Genomic DNA, 18,745 nt, shown 5'->3' with positions numbered 1-18,745 from the left:
TGATAAACCGCATACTTTAGCAGAATGCTTTCTTACGATAAATTCAGCACCATAGTACCTTATATTCGTGACGATTATCGGTCAGGTTTATGACGATAAGCGTGTCAGCACAATAATTAGTGTGCTGCTTCATGGATATTTTTTGAAGCGTCTTCAGCAATGATTTCAATTTGTTGAGGTTCTTCAATAATCTCCAACTTTTGGGTTTGATTATCGATCCACACTAAGGTGTCGTAATAACGACGAATACTGTCAACATAATGAACAGCTTCGCTACCACGGGCATAACCATATCGAGTTTGTTTATAATATTTAGATTGTTGCAGCAAAGGTAATACTTTTTTGACATCACGCCATGCGCTAGGATCCATTCCCATTGATTCAGTTAATCGTCGTGCATCTTCAACATGACCTAAACCGATATTATAGGAAGCCAGTGCGAACCAGATCCGTTGAGCTTCAGAGATGGTGTCAGGCAATCTCTCCATCATGTCTTTTAAATAAAATGCCCCACCACGTATACTTTGTTCTGCATCTAAGCGATCATCTACACCAACATAAGCCGCTGTAGGTTGGGTTAGCATCATCATACCTCTCACCCCTGTAGGTGAGCGAGCACTCGGGTTCCAGTGTGATTCTTGATAACTAGCAGCCGCTAATTTACGCCAATCTAACTCTCCAGAATACTGCTCGAAAAAACTACGATATTCGGGCAGGATGTTATCAATTGCGCGGATAAAGGCACGAGTGTCAACGTAATCAAAACGCTTAACATGGCCAAAATACTTCTCGTTTAAATGCTCCAGCGTACCCGCACGCCTTTCTTTATGCCAAAAAGCCAATAGTTTACTCATTAAACGGTCGCTGTTATTAGGCGGTAATAGCCACACCACTTCGACCTTTTCTTCTAAAATCATCCCCGCGCGTAGTTCAGGTAAAAAACGCTGATTGATCAATAAACTATTTGAATCTGAAATGGTGTAGTTCAATTCACCGTTGGCAATTAATGCAAACAGTTCTTCATTGTCTTTGTCGTTGACTTGATTCCACATCAACTCAGGATAGTCTTTTTGTAATTTGGTTAAGGTATTGACTGAAGATGAGTTAGCCATGACAGTAATTTCACCTGACAGAGTACTAATATCTTTGGGCTCCGGAGTGCCTTCCTTATAAACCAACACTTGGTTGACTTTATATAAGGTGGGTCCGAGCTTAAATTGTTGACTACGGTTAGGGGTTTTAGCGATGCCAGCCGCAATAATATCAATCTTGTTTTCTTTTAATGCCGCGAATAATAGCTTGCGATTGGTGTACGGGATCATTTCTAAAGGAACGGCTAAATAGTCAGCAAAGCGCTGCGCCATTTCGAAGTCGAATCCGCTTTCACCCTGTTCTGAATTAAGATAAATCTGCGGGCCATATAATGTCCCTACCTTTAATACGGTACGCTTAGGTGCGGGGGCGGCAATATCAACATCTTGAATATCAACAGGTTGACAGGCGGATAATATCCCGCAAAGTAAGATTATGAATAAGGTTTTGATCATATTTATTAATTGGTTATCTTAAGTTGTTTCGTTAATGTCACCAGAATGATGTGTAAAAACGAATGAAATACCGGTTGAATAGCCTTTAAATATGTAGGGGAGTTAGCTTATTTTTTGCTTACTTTATCAGTAGTTTTCCTAAACGCCTATAGTTGAGTAAATAAGCAGCATTTAGTGGTTGTTTTTTGTTAAAAGGTAAAGTGTTTATGTTATTCATTTTAGCATTACTTGAATGGGATATTTTCCCTATCAGGAAACACTGTTTTCACCTGCGCTTGAAGGTGATTTGTAGTGTGCAATTCCCTATAATAGCGCCAATTCTGATCCTCCTATATTATAAGGTGAATAGACGTGATGGAAATCATTCGCGGAGCCCCAGCACTATCTGCATTTAGAGTTCAAAAACTCATGGAGGCTTGCGAAAACGCAGCGCTTCCTGTATCGCAAATTTATGCTGAATATGTACATTTAGCCAATTTGAGTGAACCACTAGATGATAATGAACGTCTACAGTTAGAAACTATTCTTACTTATGGCCCAGCTATTGAGTCTCATGCCCCACAAGGCACTTTACTGTTTGTTACTCCTCGTCCTGGCACTATTTCTCCTTGGTCTTCTAAAGCAACTGATATTGCCCACAACTGTGGCTTAGGCAAAGTTAACCGTCTTGAGCGTGGTATTGCTTATTATGTAGAAGCGTCAGTATTAACAGCCGAGCAGCAAAAACTACTGCAAGGTTTATTACATGACCGCATGGTCGAAGTCATGCTGCCGGCGTTTGAAGCTGCTGAAATATTATTTGCTCGTACAGAACCAGCAAAATTTAGCAGTGTAAATATTCTTGCTGAAGGCCGCCGCGCCTTAGAAGTGGCCAATATTAAGCTAGGCTTGGCCCTTGCCGATGATGAAATTGACTATTTAATTGAAAATTTTGTTCGTTTAAAGCGTAACCCTAACGACATCGAACTAATGATGTTTGCTCAAGCAAACTCGGAACATTGTCGCCACAAAATTTTCAATGCAGATTGGACAATCGATGGCGAAGTACAGCCAAAATCATTGTTCAAAATGATTAAAAACACTTTTGAAGTCACGCCCGATTACGTGTTATCAGCTTACAAAGATAATGCCGCAGTGATGACGGGTCCGGTAGCGGGTCGTTTTTTCCCTGATCCCGATGGTGTTTATAACTATCACACCGAACCAATGCATATATTGATGAAAGTAGAAACTCACAATCATCCTACCGCTATTAGCCCATATCCTGGTGCTGCTACTGGTTCTGGTGGTGAAATTCGCGATGAGGGTGCTACTGGCCGAGGTTCTAAACCTAAAGCGGGTTTATCTGGTTTTACTGTTTCTAACTTGAAAATTCCTGGTTTTGTACAACCATGGGAAGGGGATTACGGTAAGCCAGATCGTATCGTCACTCCGTTAGAAATCATGCTCGAAGGCCCTCTTGGCGGCGCAGCATTTAACAATGAATTTGGTCGTCCTGCCATTACCGGTTATTTCCGCACCTACGAGCAATTAGTCTCTAGCCACAATGGCGTTGAAGTGCGTGGTTATCATAAGCCGATTATGATTGCCGGTGGCTTAGGCAATATCCGAGAAGAACACGTTCAAAAAGGTGAGATTACCGTTGGCGCTAAGCTTATTGTGCTTGGTGGACCGGCAATGAACATTGGCTTAGGTGGCGGCGCCGCATCTTCTATGGCGTCTGGTCAGTCTAGCGAAGATTTAGATTTTGCCTCTGTACAACGTGAAAACCCAGAAATGGAACGTCGTTGTCAGGAAGTTATCGACCGCTGCTGGCAGTTAGGTGACACCAACCCAATTCAATTTATTCACGATGTGGGCGCTGGTGGATTATCTAATGCGTTCCCTGAGTTAGTGAATGATGCTGATCGCGGTGGGGTATTCAATTTACGTAATGTTCCTTCTGACGAGCCAGGCATGAGCCCGCTTGAAATTTGGTGTAATGAATCTCAAGAGCGTTATGTGTTATCGGTTGCACCAGAGAACTTACAACAATTTGCTGATATTTGTGCCCGTGAACGCGCGCCATTTGCGGTGGTTGGTGAAGCAACTGCAGAGATGCATTTAACGCTTGCCGACAGTCACTTTAATAACAAGCCGATTGATTTACCGCTTGAAGTTTTATTAGGTAAAGCGCCTAAAATGAGCCGTGATGTGGTGACTGCCAAAGCAGTATCGCCAGCGTTAGATCAAACTAAAATTGAGCTAAAAGATGCCGTTAAGCGCATTTTAACCTTGCCAACCGTGGCTGACAAAACCTTCCTTATCACCATAGGTGATCGCTCCGTCACTGGTTTAGTTAATCGCGACCAAATGGTGGGTCCATGGCAGGTTCCTGTTGCCGACTGTGCAGTAACCGCATCAAGTTATGACAGTTACTGCGGTGAAGCGATGTCGATGGGTGAGCGTACTCCGTTAGCATTACTCGACTTTGACGCCTCTGCTCGTATGGCAGTTGCCGAATCGATTATGAACATTGCCGGTACTGACATTGGCTCGTTCAAGCGTATTAAGCTTTCTGCTAACTGGATGTCTCCAGCGGGTCACCCAGGCGAAGATGCGGGTTTATACCAGGCGGTTAAAGCGATTGGTGAAGACCTTTGTCCTGAACTTGGTATCACGATTCCTGTCGGTAAAGACTCCATGTCAATGAAAACCGCATGGGAAGAAAATGGTACTCAGAAAACTGTCACATCGCCTATGTCGTTAGTCATCACTGCTTTTGGTGTGGTGCAAGACATTCGTAAAACGGTAACGCCGCAACTTCGTGATGATAAAGGTGACAGTGCATTATTAATGCTGGACTTAAGCAATGGCCAAAATCGTTTAGGCGGTTCTTGTTTAGCGCAGGTTTATAGTGAGTTAGGCGATATTGCACCCACATTAGATAAAACCGCTAACTTAGCGGGCTTTTTTGAAGTGATGCAGCAGTTAGTCGCCGAGCAAGCGGTTATGGCTTATCACGACCGTAGCGACGGCGGTTTATTTACCACCTTAGTGGAAATGGCTTTTGCTGGTAATACCGGGTTAATGATTGATTTAGCCAGCTTGAATGGTACTGATTTAGAGCGTTTATTTAACGAAGAAATTGGTGCTGTAATTCAAGTCAGAGCTGTTGATGCCAAAGCCATTGCTGCACAATTTGAGGCTAAAGGTGTCACGTGTCATCACATTGGTGGCTTACAAGCGGCAGACAAGATTAGCATTAACGATGGCGAGCGAGTGATATTTGCTGACAGCCGTACTGCACTGCGTACCTTATGGTCAGAAACAACCTATCGCATGCAAGCGCTACGTGACAACCCAGAATGTGCGCGTGAAGAGTATGAGCTTAAACAACAAGCTGATGCGCCAGGTTTAACGGTTAAATTGGGCTTTAATCCAAGTGAAGATGTGGCTGCACCTTATATTCTTAAAGGCGCTGCCCCTAAAATGGCTATTTTACGTGAGCAGGGCGTTAACTCTCATGTTGAAATGGCAGCCGCTTTTGACCGTGCCGGTTTTGAAAGCCGCGACGTGCACATGTCGGACATTTTATCTGGCCGTATTAGCCTTGAAGAATTCCAAGGCCTAGTGGCTTGTGGCGGATTCTCATATGGTGACGTGTTAGGTGCTGGTGAAGGTTGGGCTAAGTCGATTCTGTTTAATGACCGTGCTCGCGATGAGTTTAGCCGTTTCTTCGAACGTGATTCAAGCATCGCCCTTGGCGTGTGTAATGGTTGTCAGATGTTATCTAATCTGAAAGAAATTATTCCAGGAAGTGAGCATTGGCCGCGTTTTGTGCGTAACCGCTCAGAGCGTTTTGAAGCTCGATTCAGTTTGGTTGAAGTGCAACAAAATCCATCGGTATTTTTTGAAGGCATGGTCGGTTCTCGTATGCCTATCGCAGTATCGCATGGTGAAGGCTTAGTTGAATTTGCCAATGCTCAAGCGTTAGCAAATGCAGAAGCATCGGGCACTATTGCACTGCGCTATGTTGATGGCCATGGTCAAATTGCGACCCAGTACCCAGAAAACCCAAATGGTTCTGCCAATGGCTTAACGGGTATTTGTACCACTGATGGTCGCGTAACCATTATGATGCCGCATCCTGAACGAGTATTTAGAACTGTTGCTAATTCATGGCATCCAGATAACTGGGGTGAAGATAGCCCATGGATGCGCATGTTCCGTAATGCACGAGTGAAAATCGGCTAATCGCAAATTAAATTTTTAGTTTAGCTAAAGCACTTGATTTAGCTAAAACACTTAATTTCTAAAGCAAAAGGCGACTCCTTTGAGTCAATGCCGATCGTTTAAGGGCACTTGACCGATCTTGCAGATGAAAGATAATCCCTACCAGTATTCTGGTGGGGATTTTTTATGTTTGAGCAAGAGCTTGAATTAGTTCATGAGTCTGTTGAAGAAAGTGGGTCTTATGGTTCTGTAATGGAGGCTATTGATTCTGAGTGGATCGAACAATCACTCCTTTCAGCTAACAAGGCGAGTATCCGTAATCGCCGTCTGCCTGCGCAGCAGGCAGTCTGGCTAGTGCTTTGGATGGGATTAATACGTAACCAGTCCATCAAAGAAGTCTGTAGCTCGATGGATATAGCACTTCAATCTGGAGACTCCACCTGGTCTCGTGTAGCACCGAGTGTATTGACGGATTGCCGACGACGCTTAGGTGAAGCCCCAATGTCTTACTTATTTAAATCCACTATATCAGCCTGGCTTGAGCAAGCGTTAGGGGACCAAAATACACTAGGGCTTACCACTCTTGCCGTTGATGGAACGGTGTTTCGTTGCCAAGACTCTGAAGAAAATGCCAATGAGTTTGGTTTTATTTCAAAAACACACAAACCCTATCCTCAACTTCGATTAGTCAGCCTTATATCTACTGAAACCAGAATGGTATTAGGTGCTGCCTTTGATGGTTGTCACGTAGGAGAGATCACACTCGCACAGCGTTTAGTTCAAGATACACCTGATAACTCCTTAACCCTATTTGACCGTTGTTATTTCTCTGCTGACTTATTAGTCAATTGGCAAAGCTCTGGAGTACAGCGACATTGGCTGACACCCGTAAAGTCAAAAATGCGTTACGAGGTGGTCGAAGAGTTTGCGAATAATGATTTGCTCATTGATATGCCAGTCTCTCCCCAAGCGAGAAAGAAAAACCCCGAGCTTCCCGAAACATGGCGTGCCCGTTTTATTGCTTATCAAGAGCCAAAAGGTGAAATAAAAGGCTTCGTCACCTCATTGGTTGATCCCGTTAAGTATCCGCTGGACAAGCTACTTAATATCTACTGGCAACGCTGGGAAATAGAAGAAGGATACGGTGAACTTAAGCAAACCCAGCTACAAAGCAAGGTGACGTTACGAAGCAAATTTGTTGAAGGTGTTAAGCAAGAATTGTGGGGAGTGCTTATCGCTTATAATCTGGTTCGTTTAGAAATGACAGCGATAGCAAAGGAAGCTAAAGTTGCGCCAACCCGTATCAGTTTTACCGCGGCAATAAGCTTGATAGATACACAATTAAGGTGGCTTGCTTTATCACCAGATGGAAAGCTGCCAGCGAAACTTAAGCAAATGCGAGCCGATATAAAACACTTTATCCTTCCAGATAAAAGAAAGCACCGAACGTATCCACGCTCAGTGCTCTATATACCTAGCCGTTATCCACTTAAATATAAACAGTAATGCTTATCCGAATAGCATTAACTCCTTTGAGTCGCCTTTTTTATTGGTTTCAATTTGTTTACCGCTGCTGATTTTATGTTGTGGTGATAAAGAAAAACCCCATAGATTTATTCTATGGGGTTTTCTGATTCGTTATCCTTGGATCATAACGATTACCGCTTAATATTATTTCTGCGCTAACAAAAACATTCACTAAACACGGTATAGATAAAAACGTGAGCTCGCTTATTTCACTTCTTTAGCAGTAAACATTTCAGTAAAAACACGTTTGTACAAGTTGGCAATATGTTCGAATAATTGAGTCATAGCACATTCTCTCTAGGTTAGGTCACTGGAATTAAGACAACGACTCATTGCACTACTTAGTGTTCGTCTTCTTAATTGTGCGCAAATTATACAATTGAACTAATGTATGCTCAAACGAGAAAAAATGATGTTTGGCATTAGTTTATTTAATGAATTATTGTATTATTTTAATTTAATTTTTAAAATAAATTTACTTATACTTAATTTAAACAGTGCGTTATGTATATCATGGTGTATTGTTAATTATAGAAATATTTATCTAATATTAATTTTTTGTGTATTTAACTACTTTTTATTAACAATCTGAGTGAGCAGGGTGTTTTGTCAAAAATAATACATGCTTGCTTTTTATTCCTAGCAATTATCCATTTTTTGTCAATACCTCAAGATAGGGGGTCGATGGTTGTACAATTTTTATTACAACGAATACCACAAGTTTCTTGTTGAGTTGTGATCCATCTGACATCAAATGTGCATCGAATAGGTGTGAGATCGACTGTAAAGGACTGATTTTTTAAGTCAAAAAATTATTCATGCAAATAATCTAATGCTTATCACATTTTTGATTAAAAAATATGATCTACCAAGCCATTATACCGTAAGATATAGGGCGTTTAGGACTGGACTTGAAAACACAGGCAAATAGATTAATTTATCATTTTTCACTCTTTGGTGAGTTGTCCACTGCTTCAATATTACCGTTTTCAGGTATAACATCATCATTATGGTAACCGAGTGTTGCTATGTCGTATTTGGTTGTACTGAAGTAAGGAGTCGCCAATGATTATCGAAGAGGTCGTTGAGCTATCGCGTTTTCAATTTGCGCTGACAGCCATGTATCATTTTTTATTTGTTCCACTCACCCTAGGTTTAGCCTTTATTCTTGCGATTATGGAATCACTGTATGTGATGACCAATAAGCAAGTTTATAAAGACATGACTAAATTTTGGGGTAAGTTGTTTGGGATTAACTTTGCCTTAGGCGTAACAACGGGTTTAGCGATGGAGTTCCAGTTTGGTACTAACTGGTCCTACTATTCTCATTACGTAGGTGACATTTTTGGCGCGCCTCTGGCGATTGAAGGCTTAATGGCGTTCTTCCTTGAGTCTACGTTAGTCGGGATGTTCTTTTTTGGTTGGGATCGTTTCAGCAAACGCCAACATTTAGTCGTCACTTGGCTTGTCGCTCTTGGCTCTAATATGTCAGCTTTATGGATTTTGATCGCCAATGGTTGGATGCAAAATCCAGTGGGTTCGGTGTTTAACTACGAAACTATGCGTATGGAAATGACCAATTTTGCCGAAGTGGTATTTAACCCCGTCGCGCAAGTTAAGTTTGTTCATACCGTCGCATCTGGTTATGTTGCCGGTGCCATGTTTGTACTTGCCATTAGCTCATATTACATATTGAAAGGCCGAGATTTACCTTTTGCTCGTCGCTCATTCGCTATTGCAGCAAGCTTTGGTATGGCATCCATTTTATCAGTCATCGTGTTAGGCGATGAATCGGGTTATGAAGTCGGTGAAGTGCAACGTGTTAAATTAGCGGCAATTGAAGCTGAATGGCACACTGAACCTGCACCAGCAGCCTTTACGGCATTTGGTTTCCCTAACCAAGAAACTATGCACACGGATTACGCCGTTAAGATCCCATATGCGATGGGTATCATTGCGACACGTTCTTTAGATGGAGAAGTAACCGGTATTAAGGATCTTATTAAAGATCACGAAGTACGAATTCGTAACGGTATGGTTGCGTATGCTTTACTTGAAAAATTACGTGCAGGTGATAAATCGGTTGAGGTTAGAGAGCAATTTGAAGCAACCAAAATCGACCTGGGTTATGGTTTCTTGCTTAAGCGTTATACCGACAAAGTGGTTGATGCGACTGAAGAGCAAATTATTGCAGCGTCTTATGACTCAATTCCTACTGTAGCCCCTATGTTCTGGAGTTTCCGCTTAATGGTTGGCTCTGGGGTGATAATGCTATTGGTGTTTGCTGCAGCCTTCTGGCAAAGCACTCGTCATCAAATCGCCGAGAAAAAGTGGGTACTTCGTGCTGCTCTTTACAGTTTGCCACTTCCATGGGTAGCCATTGAAGCTGGTTGGTTTGTGTCAGAGTTTGGTCGCCAACCTTGGACCATTTCTGAAGTGCTGCCAACATTCATGTCGGCGTCTAGTTTAACGACGGCGGATCTTTGGTTCAGTATTATTTCGATTACGGTGTTCTATACCATCCTGTTGGTGATAGAAGCTTACTTGATGTATAAGTTTGCTCGTCTTGGTCCAAGCAGCTTAAAGACCGGTCGTTATCATTTCGAAAACCAAGATGCTTAATCTGAGGACCTGATTATGTTTGATTATGAAGTATTAAGATTTATTTGGTGGGCGTTAATCGGCGTGCTGTTTATTGGTTTCACCGTGACAGATGGCTTTGATATGGGCGTAGGTATATTGTTACCCGTTATTGGTAAAGATGATACTGAACGCCGTATTATGATTAACACTATCGCACCACATTGGGACGGTAACCAAGTATGGCTAGTGACGGCTGGTGGCGCGTTATTTGCTGCTTGGCCTATGGTCTACGCGGTATCGTTTTCAGGCTTTTATGTGGCAATGATGCTAGTGCTATTTGCATTGTTTTTACGTCCAGTCGGTTTTGATTATCGTTCTAAAATTGAAGATCCAAGATGGCGTAAGTCATGGGATAGAGCATTATTTGTCGGCAGTTTTGTACCACCGTTAATCATTGGTGTGGCGTTTGGTAACCTGCTTCAAGGCGTACCATTTAACTTTGATGAATATCTACGTGCTACTTATCATGGCGGTCTGTTGGGTTTATTGAATCCGTTTGGTTTATTAGCCGGTCTTGTGAGTGTCACTATGGTGATAATGCAAGGTTCTACATGGTTACAAATGAAGACCGACGGAGAGCTGCGGGTTAGAAGTGCTAAAGTATCGCAAGTTTGTGGTGGTTTATTAGTGGTTCTATTTGGTGCAGCTGGTGTTTGGCTTGTAAACGGTATTGATGGTTATGTTATTACCTCAGCCCTTGACCTTGCTGGCCCGTCAAATCCAACTACTAAGACAGTGGCGGTTGAAGCGGGTGCTTGGTTAACCAACTATGATAAATATCCTCTTACCATGTTATTCCCGGTGTTAGGATTATTAATGCCAATATTGGTGATTTTTGCCAGTCGTTTAAATCGTAGTGGATTTGCGTTCTTTTTCAGTTCGCTTGCGGTTGCTAGTGTCATTTTAACCTGTGGTGCAGCAATGTTCCCATTTGTTATGCCTTCATCATTAGAACCTAATGTCAGCTTAACAATGTGGGATGCTACAGCCAGCCAAATGTCACTAAAAGTGATGACCGTTGCCGCTATTATCTTCGTACCTACAGTATTAAGTTACACCATTTGGACTTACTACAAGATGTACGGCCGCTTAAATCGTGAGTATGTTGAAAACAACAAAAGCTCACTTTACTAAATTAAGGAGCAACGTCTATGTGGTATTTTGCGTGGATTTTAGGGGTATTGTTAGCGTGTTCATTCGGTATCATCAACGCGTTATGGCTTGAGAATACTGAAAATATGGATCGTAACAACGAACTATAAACGTTATATCGTTTGATATAAAAAAACCGCTTTAGTAATAAAGCGGTTTTTTATTGGCTACTCATCTTGTTTACAAAACTAAAATCGACCGGTTTTAACTTATGACTCAATCTAGCACTCATTAGCTTGTTACTTAGTGGCTGTTAACAAAGCCAATTTTATGTTCAGTCGCCGCCTTTTAAAAAGCCCAAAAAATATGTAGTACACTCGGCACTGCTAAGTAAGATTTTTATTCAAAGATACCAGGAAATACAGTTCAATTCCCAAGTGTTAACAGAAATATTGTCTATAATTAATTAACGCTAATTGTTTGTTTTTTGAACATGGCAATTTGTTAGTAATGCACTTAACGGGAGATATATAATGAGTAGTTGGATTTTAGTCGCGGATAGCGCACATGCACGTCTATTTAACGCAGAAACAGCAAAATCTACATTAATTGAGATTAAGAGTATGATCCATCCCGAAGCACAGCAGCATGAACAGGAACTAACCTCAGATCTACCAGGCCGTCAGGCTGGAGGAGCAACCAATAGTCATCATTCTGTCGGGGGGAAAACAGAGCCTAAAAAGAATGAGGCTGTCGAATTTGCTAGGGAGATTTGTCGATACCTTGAGGCTGAATATAATGCGCACAAATTTAGCCAATTGATTGTTGTTGCCGCACCTCATTTTCTAGGTAACTTACGCAAAGAAATGAGCACTAACGTCACTAAAGTTGTTACGCTGGAAATAGATAAAGATATTGTAAAGCAGGACATCGACTCGATTAGAGGTCAGCTGCCAATTATCTTACCTAGCTTAGCCACATAAGCTGAAATTTAGATAATTAGGTTCGTTTATTAAGCTGTCATCATTCTTAATTCATATGTCGGCAGCTTAATGGGATATTTTTGTTTTTTGTCGTAAACTACTGTCGTGAAATAACATTAAGCATGAACCTGTATTACCTAAGTCGCAAATCCTCGTTGTGACGATTATCGTTGCTCAACTAAGCGATTAAGATAATTAACCAGCACTCAGTAGTTTGAGTACTGGTCTGCTAAAATCCCACTTAGTTAAACTACTTTAAATACACCTATTTGTTGTTTGATACTGTGCGCAAGTTTGGTTAATTGCTCTGAATCACTTACCGCTTTTGTTGCCCGTTCATCACTATTTTGTGCAAGTGTAGAAATAGTATGTAAGCTGCGTGACACTTCATCTGCTACCGTACTTTGCTGTTTGGTGGCACTGGCAATACTAGATGAGAATATTGCCATTTCACCGATATTATGATTAATCAGTGTGAGTTGATTATTAACTGTATCAGCTTGTACCGCTGATGACTCACCCAGTTGCTGACACTGGATCATTTGTGTTGCTGTGTGTTCTACCTGCTGTTGTAATTTGTTAATAGTCGTACCTATCTCACTAATTGAACGTTGTGTTCTTTGTGCTAATGAGCGAACTTCATCAGCAACAACAGCAAAGCCACGACCTTGGTCACCCGCTCTGGCTGCTTCAATTGCGGCATTTAAGGCGAGTAAATTAGTTTGGTCTGCAATTCCGTTAATGACTTCAGTAACCTGACTGATGGCTTGAGTTTCATTGTTGACGCTTTCAATATTTTTTTGACTTTGAATAAGTTGTTCACGCAAGGATTGTAGTTCTGTAACCGCCTGAGTTAACTGTGTATGTCCTTGGTTTGATGCGCCATCAATTTCTTGCGCCTGCTGGGCAACTTGACTCGAATTCTGCGCTACATCTTTAATAGAAGAAGACATTTCTTCGATAGCTGTCGCAATCTGTTCTGTTTGGTTTAACAGTGATTTTGCCTCATTACCATTCAATTTTGATGTTTGTTGGCTAAGAATTGCTTGGCTTTCTAAGCTGCTGACAGACTGTTTTAACGACTCAATTAATCCTGCTAAACTTGCAGCCGTTTGGGCCACACTTATCGTGATGTGATCAACTTCATTGTGGCTGTCTTGAGGGCATTGTTCGAAAGTTTGTGAAAGATCCCCTTGGCCTAATTTAGCTATTTGCCTCTGTAGGTTCTTTAATGGCTTAATTGCACGATTAATGACATTAAAAAGTAAAACGGAAATAATAACTACGCCTAGCAATGCCAATATGGCGTTAATTTTTAACATGCCTAAGCTTTCATCACTCAATTCCTTTTCAGGAACGAAACCGACCAAAGTCCAATTCCAACCGGGAATATATACGGAATAGGAATACATTTCTTGATTAGACAAGGAGCTGTAAACCCAACTCCCTTTATCTGTGAGTGCCTGTTCAAGCGATAGGCCATCGAGCAATGTTTCATTATATGGTTCTTCTGATGTTAACTCACGATGAGAGATAATCTGTTGATCAGAGTTTCGGATGATGACATACGAACCTGATTCTTCAAGAGTCAGTTGTTTAAGTGAGTTTTGGATTTGTGCAACAGATCGGGTGATATCAAAACCGATAAAAAGAATAGCGATAACTTTGCCATTGGGATCTTTTACTGGGCGATAAATTGTCATGTAGTCTTTACCAAAAAGCTTGGCGTAGCCTTCATACTCTTCGCCTTTAACCAAACGCTGATAACCGGGATGCGTAATACCTAAATACGTCCCTAATGCACGATTACCATCTGCTTTTTTAAGTGATGTTGATACACGAACAAAATCATCATTATCGCGAGCAAATATCGTAGCGACTCCGCCTGTAAGCTTCGAAAAGTGATCTACGTTATTATTTGAATTGTTAATTTGCTCATTATCATGGACTAGTACAGGGGTCTTAATTCCTAACACCTCAACGGTGCGATCTTCTATCAAGAATTGTCCTGGATATAAGGTACGCAGAACATCGGCATTTCGTTTAGCTAAGTCCAGCATACTGTTGAACTGCAGTTCAATTAAATGAGTATTACTGTGCATTTGTGATTTAATCGCTTGAATTGCTTTGTCATGCAATACAGTGGATGCCGATTGATAGGAAAACCAAGACATAGCGGTAAAGATAACGATAGAAGACAATATGGCAAGTGAGCCAATTTGTTTTGCTATAGGCCAATTTTTATAATTCATATGCACTATTCCATAATTATTATGACAATTAATTTTCAATAGGTAGGTATACGAGTTTAAATGTACATCTAAGGACTACTAATTACCCGTTATTTAGTACGAAAAAGTGGTAAGTAATGATAAATTCTGATGAAATTTATATCATTACGCGACTGAGTGATTAGCCAGTATACCTTTCGGCTTCATCAATAAGGTATACATTACCGGCACCCAAATCAGTGACAACATAGTAGCTAATAGCGTACCGCCTGCAATAGCGATAGCAAAGGGGGGCCAAAAGCCGCCACCGGCAATAATTAGCGGTAAAAAGCCGCCTATGGTGGTGATAGTGGTTGAGCCAATATGACGCCCACAACTGCTCACCGTACTAATGATTAGGGCCAAATTGCCATCGCGCGCCTCGGGAATATCCTCAAGTTCTGCCAAAATAACAATTGCGGCATTAATGGCTAAACCCATCAATCCCAATAAACCGATGATGACGGTAAACCCAAACGGATAGCCAAATACATACACGGATAACAAGCCTAAACCGGCCGATTGAAAAGCACTCAGTAAAATGATGGCGGTTAATCTAAATGAGTTGAAAGACAGCACTACCGTTGCCAATAGTAAGGTTACAACCAACACAATATTAGACAGTAAATTCCCTACTGCTTCATTACGTTTTGCGCTTTCGCCACCTATTTCGAGATGATATCCCGCAGGAATAGACAAATTAGCAATAGTATCTTTAACCTCATTGAGCACTTGTGCTGGCAATACTCCACTGGTGATATAAGCTTCGATAGTATTAACGCGTTCGCCATTTCTGCGCGGTATTGCACCACGACTGACATTTATTTCGTTATAAGATAATGCCGATAGTGGAATGCCTGACCCCGATGGTGACACCAGATTAATCTCGGCTAAACGAGTGGCTTGTTCGCGGCTGTTGTCGCCTAAGCGAACCCGTATTGGCAGTGATTCTGTTTGCTCCAAAATGCTGCCACCAATGATCCCGGTAGTCGCCATTTGAATTTGATTAGCAATGTCGCTCAAACTTAGGCCGCTCATTAAACTGGCGTCTTCATTCACTTGTAACCACACTTTTGGCGCGCCAGAACTGAGGGTGGCACGAGTATGAATTACATCTGGTGTGGCGACTAAAATGCCGCGTACTTGTTCACCCAATGTTTTCAGAGTATCAAGATTAGGGCCATAAATTCGCAGCTCAACCGGAGCGTTAAAGGGAGGCCCTTGTTCCAGTTTTCGCACTAAAATCTGTGCTTGTGGAAATTGGGCATCAAACTCTTTTTGTAATTGTAAAATTAACTGATTGGCGGCGGCATAATCGGTCACTTTAATCATCGCTTGGGCGTAATTGGTTGCCCCTTGTTGCCGTTGAGTTAAGTTGTAATAGAAAGAGGGCGTATTACCGCCAACAACCCATGTAGCTGCGATAATATCGTCAATCTGTTGCAGCTTTTTATCAATCAGTTTGACCTGCTCGAGAGTGTTATCAATACTGACATGAGGTGCCAGGTATACTTCAATTTGGAACATGTCGCGATCAGACGGAGGGAAAAATTGTTCAGTCATTTTGCCCGCGGCAAAAAAGCCAGCTATCGGTAATATTCCAATTACGATGGCGGTCAGTATTGGCCGAGATAACGCAAACTGTAAACTGGCGGTAAATGCTTGGCTAATTCTTGGGAATGCCATCCCTTGCTGATACCAAGCCGTTGGTTTTTCACTGCGACTGAATCGACCCGCAAGGCCAGCAATAATGGTATGAGAAATAATATATGAGCCGAGTAAGGCGAACATGACCGAAATGGCAATGCCACCCACAAACTCGCCCGCAGCGCCAGGCATTAATACAATAGGTGCAAAGGCTAGCATGGTGGTAATAGTCGACCCTGCTAGTGGTAGCCATAAATGGTGTAAGGTTTTTGATACCGCTTCCAGTTTGCTCATACCTTGTTGACGGCGTTGCGCAATGGCATCAACAATCACAATCGCGTTATCGACCATAATCCCCAGCGCAACCACTAAACCTGTTACTGACATTTGGTGGATCGGTAGTCCAGTATATTTCATGCAGGTGAGGGTAAATAATGCGGTTAATGGTAATGATATCGCCACAATCACTGCATTGCGCAGTCCTAATGTTAGCATCAGAACCACTAAAATAATCACAAATCCTTGTAGCAGATTAATCACCAAGTCACCTAATCGGTCACTGGTATAGCTTTGTTGGTCGAATAACCATTGCACCTTAATATTGGCTGGTAAATTAGCTGAAAAATCATCTATGGCGCTGCTTACATGTTGTTGCCACACATCGACTCGATTATTGTTGAGCATGCGTGCAGACACCAAAACGCCTTGCTGACTGTCGATTAAAGCGATACTCGATGCCGGAGTCTTGGCTTGGCGGCTAATATTGGCCACATCCCCCAAGCGAATAATTTGACCATAGTCGTCTACTTTTAACGGCACTTGGCGGATACGATTCTGCGAATCTAACTCACCAGAGACTTCAACTAAGGCTCTAAATTGGCTGTTATTAACTTCACCGGCTGAAATTTTGCTGTCGGCATTATTTAAAATAGCGGCAATACTGGCGGGGGTTAAATGCAATTGACTGATTTTATTGCCATCTAGCTCAACTAAAATCTCTTCTTGTGGTGCGCCATAAAGTTTAACAAAATCAGTACCACTGAGCAGTCTTAGACGGCTTTGTAATTCTTTGGCATAACGATTAAGAATATCGGTTCTTACAGGGCTATCGTCAGCCCAAACAAGTCCTAAAATGGCGGTGTTGGCATAACCTAGTTGATCATCTAATACACTATTTTGTGCTTCTACTGGCAACAATGATTTACTGTCGGCGATAAGATCTCGAGCGCGCGACCACACCGGATCCGTCTCTGTGACCGTGTCTTTTAATTCTAGCTGGATAACCGAAATCCCGGGGCGAGAGGTCGACTGGACTAGCTTTAAATCTTCTAAACGGCGTAATTGATTCTCTAATACCTCAGTCACAAGTGCTTCAACCCGCTCTGCAGATGCACCAGGGTATTGAGTGATAACAGACGAAAATCGGTTAGTAATATGTGGATCTTCGGTACGCGGTAGGCTTGAAATGGCCCCTAATCCGGCAACAATTAATAATGCGATAAATAAACTGGTTAGGCGGCCATTTTCTAAAAATGCTTTAATCATAATGCCCCCGTTTTCTCAGCTTGAGCGAGAGTGACTTTCTGGTTAACGACCAATTTATGTAATCCTTGCGATACAATTACATCGGTTGGTTTTATGGCACCTTGAATATACGCTTGTTGTTCATTGGTATAGATAATCTCTACATCGCGGCGCTCAATGGTATAAAAACCTTGCTCAGCCTCAACTAAGGCAAACACGTTCCATAATCCGCGCACGCCATCGGTTAATGCCGACATAGGCACCCAATAACCAAGTGCTTGCACGTCTTGTTGATACGCCAAATAAGCTATTTCGCCATTGATCACTCTGGCTGAGTCGGGCAAATGAATACGCAACTGAACCGTGCGACTAATGGTATTGACCTCGGCACTAATACCGGCAATTTTAGCGATAAAGGTTTGCTTACCTACACGGACATCTACCATCTGCTCGGCGGTTAACTGCTGTGCGATATCAATGGGTACCCCAATATAAGCCACAGGCTGACTGTTACCAACTAAGGTGAAAACCGGACTGCCTAGCGCAATCACTTCGCCGATATTATGAAAACGTTGACTGATTTTTCCATTGAATGGGGCCTGTAAGGTTGATTTTTCAATTTTCAAATTGGTCGCACTTAAGCTGGCTTCTATACGCTTTTGGTTAGCTTGTAAGCTAATTACTTGTTGCTGAGTTTCATCGAGTTGCTGCTCAGACACATAGTTTTGTTGTTTCAACTTTAGAGTACGGGCTAAGGTGCTTTTTGCTAAATCTATATCCGCTTGAGTTTGCAATAAACTGGCTTGTAATTGCTGCTTTTCTGCGGTTAATAAATCAGTATCAAGCTTCGCTAATGTTTGTCCTTTGCTCACAGTATCGCCACTGTCGACTAGGATATTATTCAGTTTACCCGCAAGCTCAAAGCCAATTCCGGTGGTATTGGCCGAGCGAATTGTACCCGTATAAGTTTGCATGTGTTGATAACGGTCGCTTAATGATAAAGGCTGTGACAATACCGTTTGATACTCAGTTGTTTGTGAATGCTCTTTTACCTCAGAGCCACAACCGCCTAATGAGATTAAGCTTAAACCTAGCGCCCAGTATCGAATGATTGGGGTGAATGTCTTTGACGCGTACATAAGTTTATTCCTTGCAAAGCAATATATTGTGCCAATGTTGATTTATCTTAAAAACCAGTGTTAATAACAATAAGCGAACTCATTAACCGCAAATTGTGACTTGTAGCTTAAATGTTAACTAGACTCGGTAGTCTAGTTTTATAAAACTAGACTGTCCA

General features: G+C 41.9%; 10 protein-coding genes. 6 read left to right on the top strand and 4 right to left on the bottom strand.

The genetic code is table 11. The annotated features are described in order from the left end of the window. Positions 1-116: 116 nt before the first annotated feature. The gene (gene mltF, locus CXF88_RS03830) at positions 117-1,547 is read right to left on the bottom strand and encodes a membrane-bound lytic murein transglycosylase MltF (RefSeq protein ID WP_101085475.1); all 1,431 of its coding nucleotides are present in this window, start codon (positions 1,545-1,547) and stop codon (positions 117-119) included. A 354-nt stretch (positions 1,548-1,901) separates the two neighbouring features. Between mltF and purL the strand changes: the two genes are divergently transcribed. The 6 genes from purL to CXF88_RS03795 all read left to right on the top strand — a co-directional run bounded on the left by purL (position 1,902) and on the right by CXF88_RS03795 (position 12,007). Then, complete coding sequence (purL, locus tag CXF88_RS03825; RefSeq protein ID WP_101085473.1) at positions 1,902-5,783, top strand: phosphoribosylformylglycinamidine synthase; 3,882 nt, start codon at positions 1,902-1,904, stop codon at positions 5,781-5,783. A gap of 165 nt (positions 5,784-5,948) precedes the next feature. Beyond that, the gene (locus CXF88_RS03820; protein ID WP_101085470.1) at positions 5,949-7,268 is read left to right on the top strand and encodes an IS4 family transposase; all 1,320 of its coding nucleotides are present in this window, start codon (positions 5,949-5,951) and stop codon (positions 7,266-7,268) included. A gap of 1,086 nt (positions 7,269-8,354) precedes the next feature. Beyond that, the gene (locus tag CXF88_RS03810) at positions 8,355-9,911 is read left to right on the top strand and encodes a cytochrome ubiquinol oxidase subunit I (RefSeq protein ID WP_101085466.1); all 1,557 of its coding nucleotides are present in this window, start codon (positions 8,355-8,357) and stop codon (positions 9,909-9,911) included. Between the two features lie 15 nt (positions 9,912-9,926). Next, the gene (cydB, locus tag CXF88_RS03805; RefSeq protein ID WP_101085464.1) at positions 9,927-11,066 is read left to right on the top strand and encodes a cytochrome d ubiquinol oxidase subunit II; all 1,140 of its coding nucleotides are present in this window, start codon (positions 9,927-9,929) and stop codon (positions 11,064-11,066) included. A 17-nt stretch (positions 11,067-11,083) separates the two neighbouring features. Then, on the top strand, positions 11,084-11,194 hold the full coding sequence (gene cydX, locus CXF88_RS03800) for a cytochrome bd-I oxidase subunit CydX (RefSeq protein ID WP_011636618.1): 111 nt from the start codon (positions 11,084-11,086) through the stop codon (positions 11,192-11,194). Positions 11,195-11,557: 363 nt separating this feature from the next. After that, the gene (locus tag CXF88_RS03795) at positions 11,558-12,007 is read left to right on the top strand and encodes a host attachment protein (RefSeq protein WP_101085462.1); all 450 of its coding nucleotides are present in this window, start codon (positions 11,558-11,560) and stop codon (positions 12,005-12,007) included. 245 nt (positions 12,008-12,252) lie between these two features. Here CXF88_RS03795 and CXF88_RS03790 read toward each other — a convergent pair whose 3' ends face one another. The 3 genes from CXF88_RS03790 to CXF88_RS03780 form a co-directional block, all read right to left on the bottom strand. Then, the gene (locus tag CXF88_RS03790; RefSeq protein ID WP_101085460.1) at positions 12,253-14,259 is read right to left on the bottom strand and encodes a methyl-accepting chemotaxis protein; all 2,007 of its coding nucleotides are present in this window, start codon (positions 14,257-14,259) and stop codon (positions 12,253-12,255) included. A gap of 144 nt (positions 14,260-14,403) precedes the next feature. After that, a complete protein-coding gene (locus tag CXF88_RS03785) occupies positions 14,404-17,469 on the bottom strand; it encodes an efflux RND transporter permease subunit (RefSeq protein ID WP_101085458.1) in 3,066 nt (1,021 codons plus the stop codon). Next, positions 17,466-18,587 (bottom strand): efflux RND transporter periplasmic adaptor subunit, encoded by a 1,122-nt coding sequence (locus CXF88_RS03780; protein WP_101085456.1) that lies wholly within the window; start codon positions 18,585-18,587, stop codon positions 17,466-17,468. Before CXF88_RS03780 ends, CXF88_RS03785 begins: the two co-directional genes overlap by 4 nt. Positions 18,588-18,745 lie beyond the last annotated feature (158 nt).

It is taken from the genome of Shewanella sp. ALD9, assembly GCF_002836315.1.
GTDB lineage: Bacteria > Pseudomonadota > Gammaproteobacteria > Enterobacterales > Shewanellaceae > Shewanella.
The sequence above is the reverse complement of the archived record's forward strand: the minus strand, read 5'-3'. Positions and strand labels throughout refer to the sequence as shown.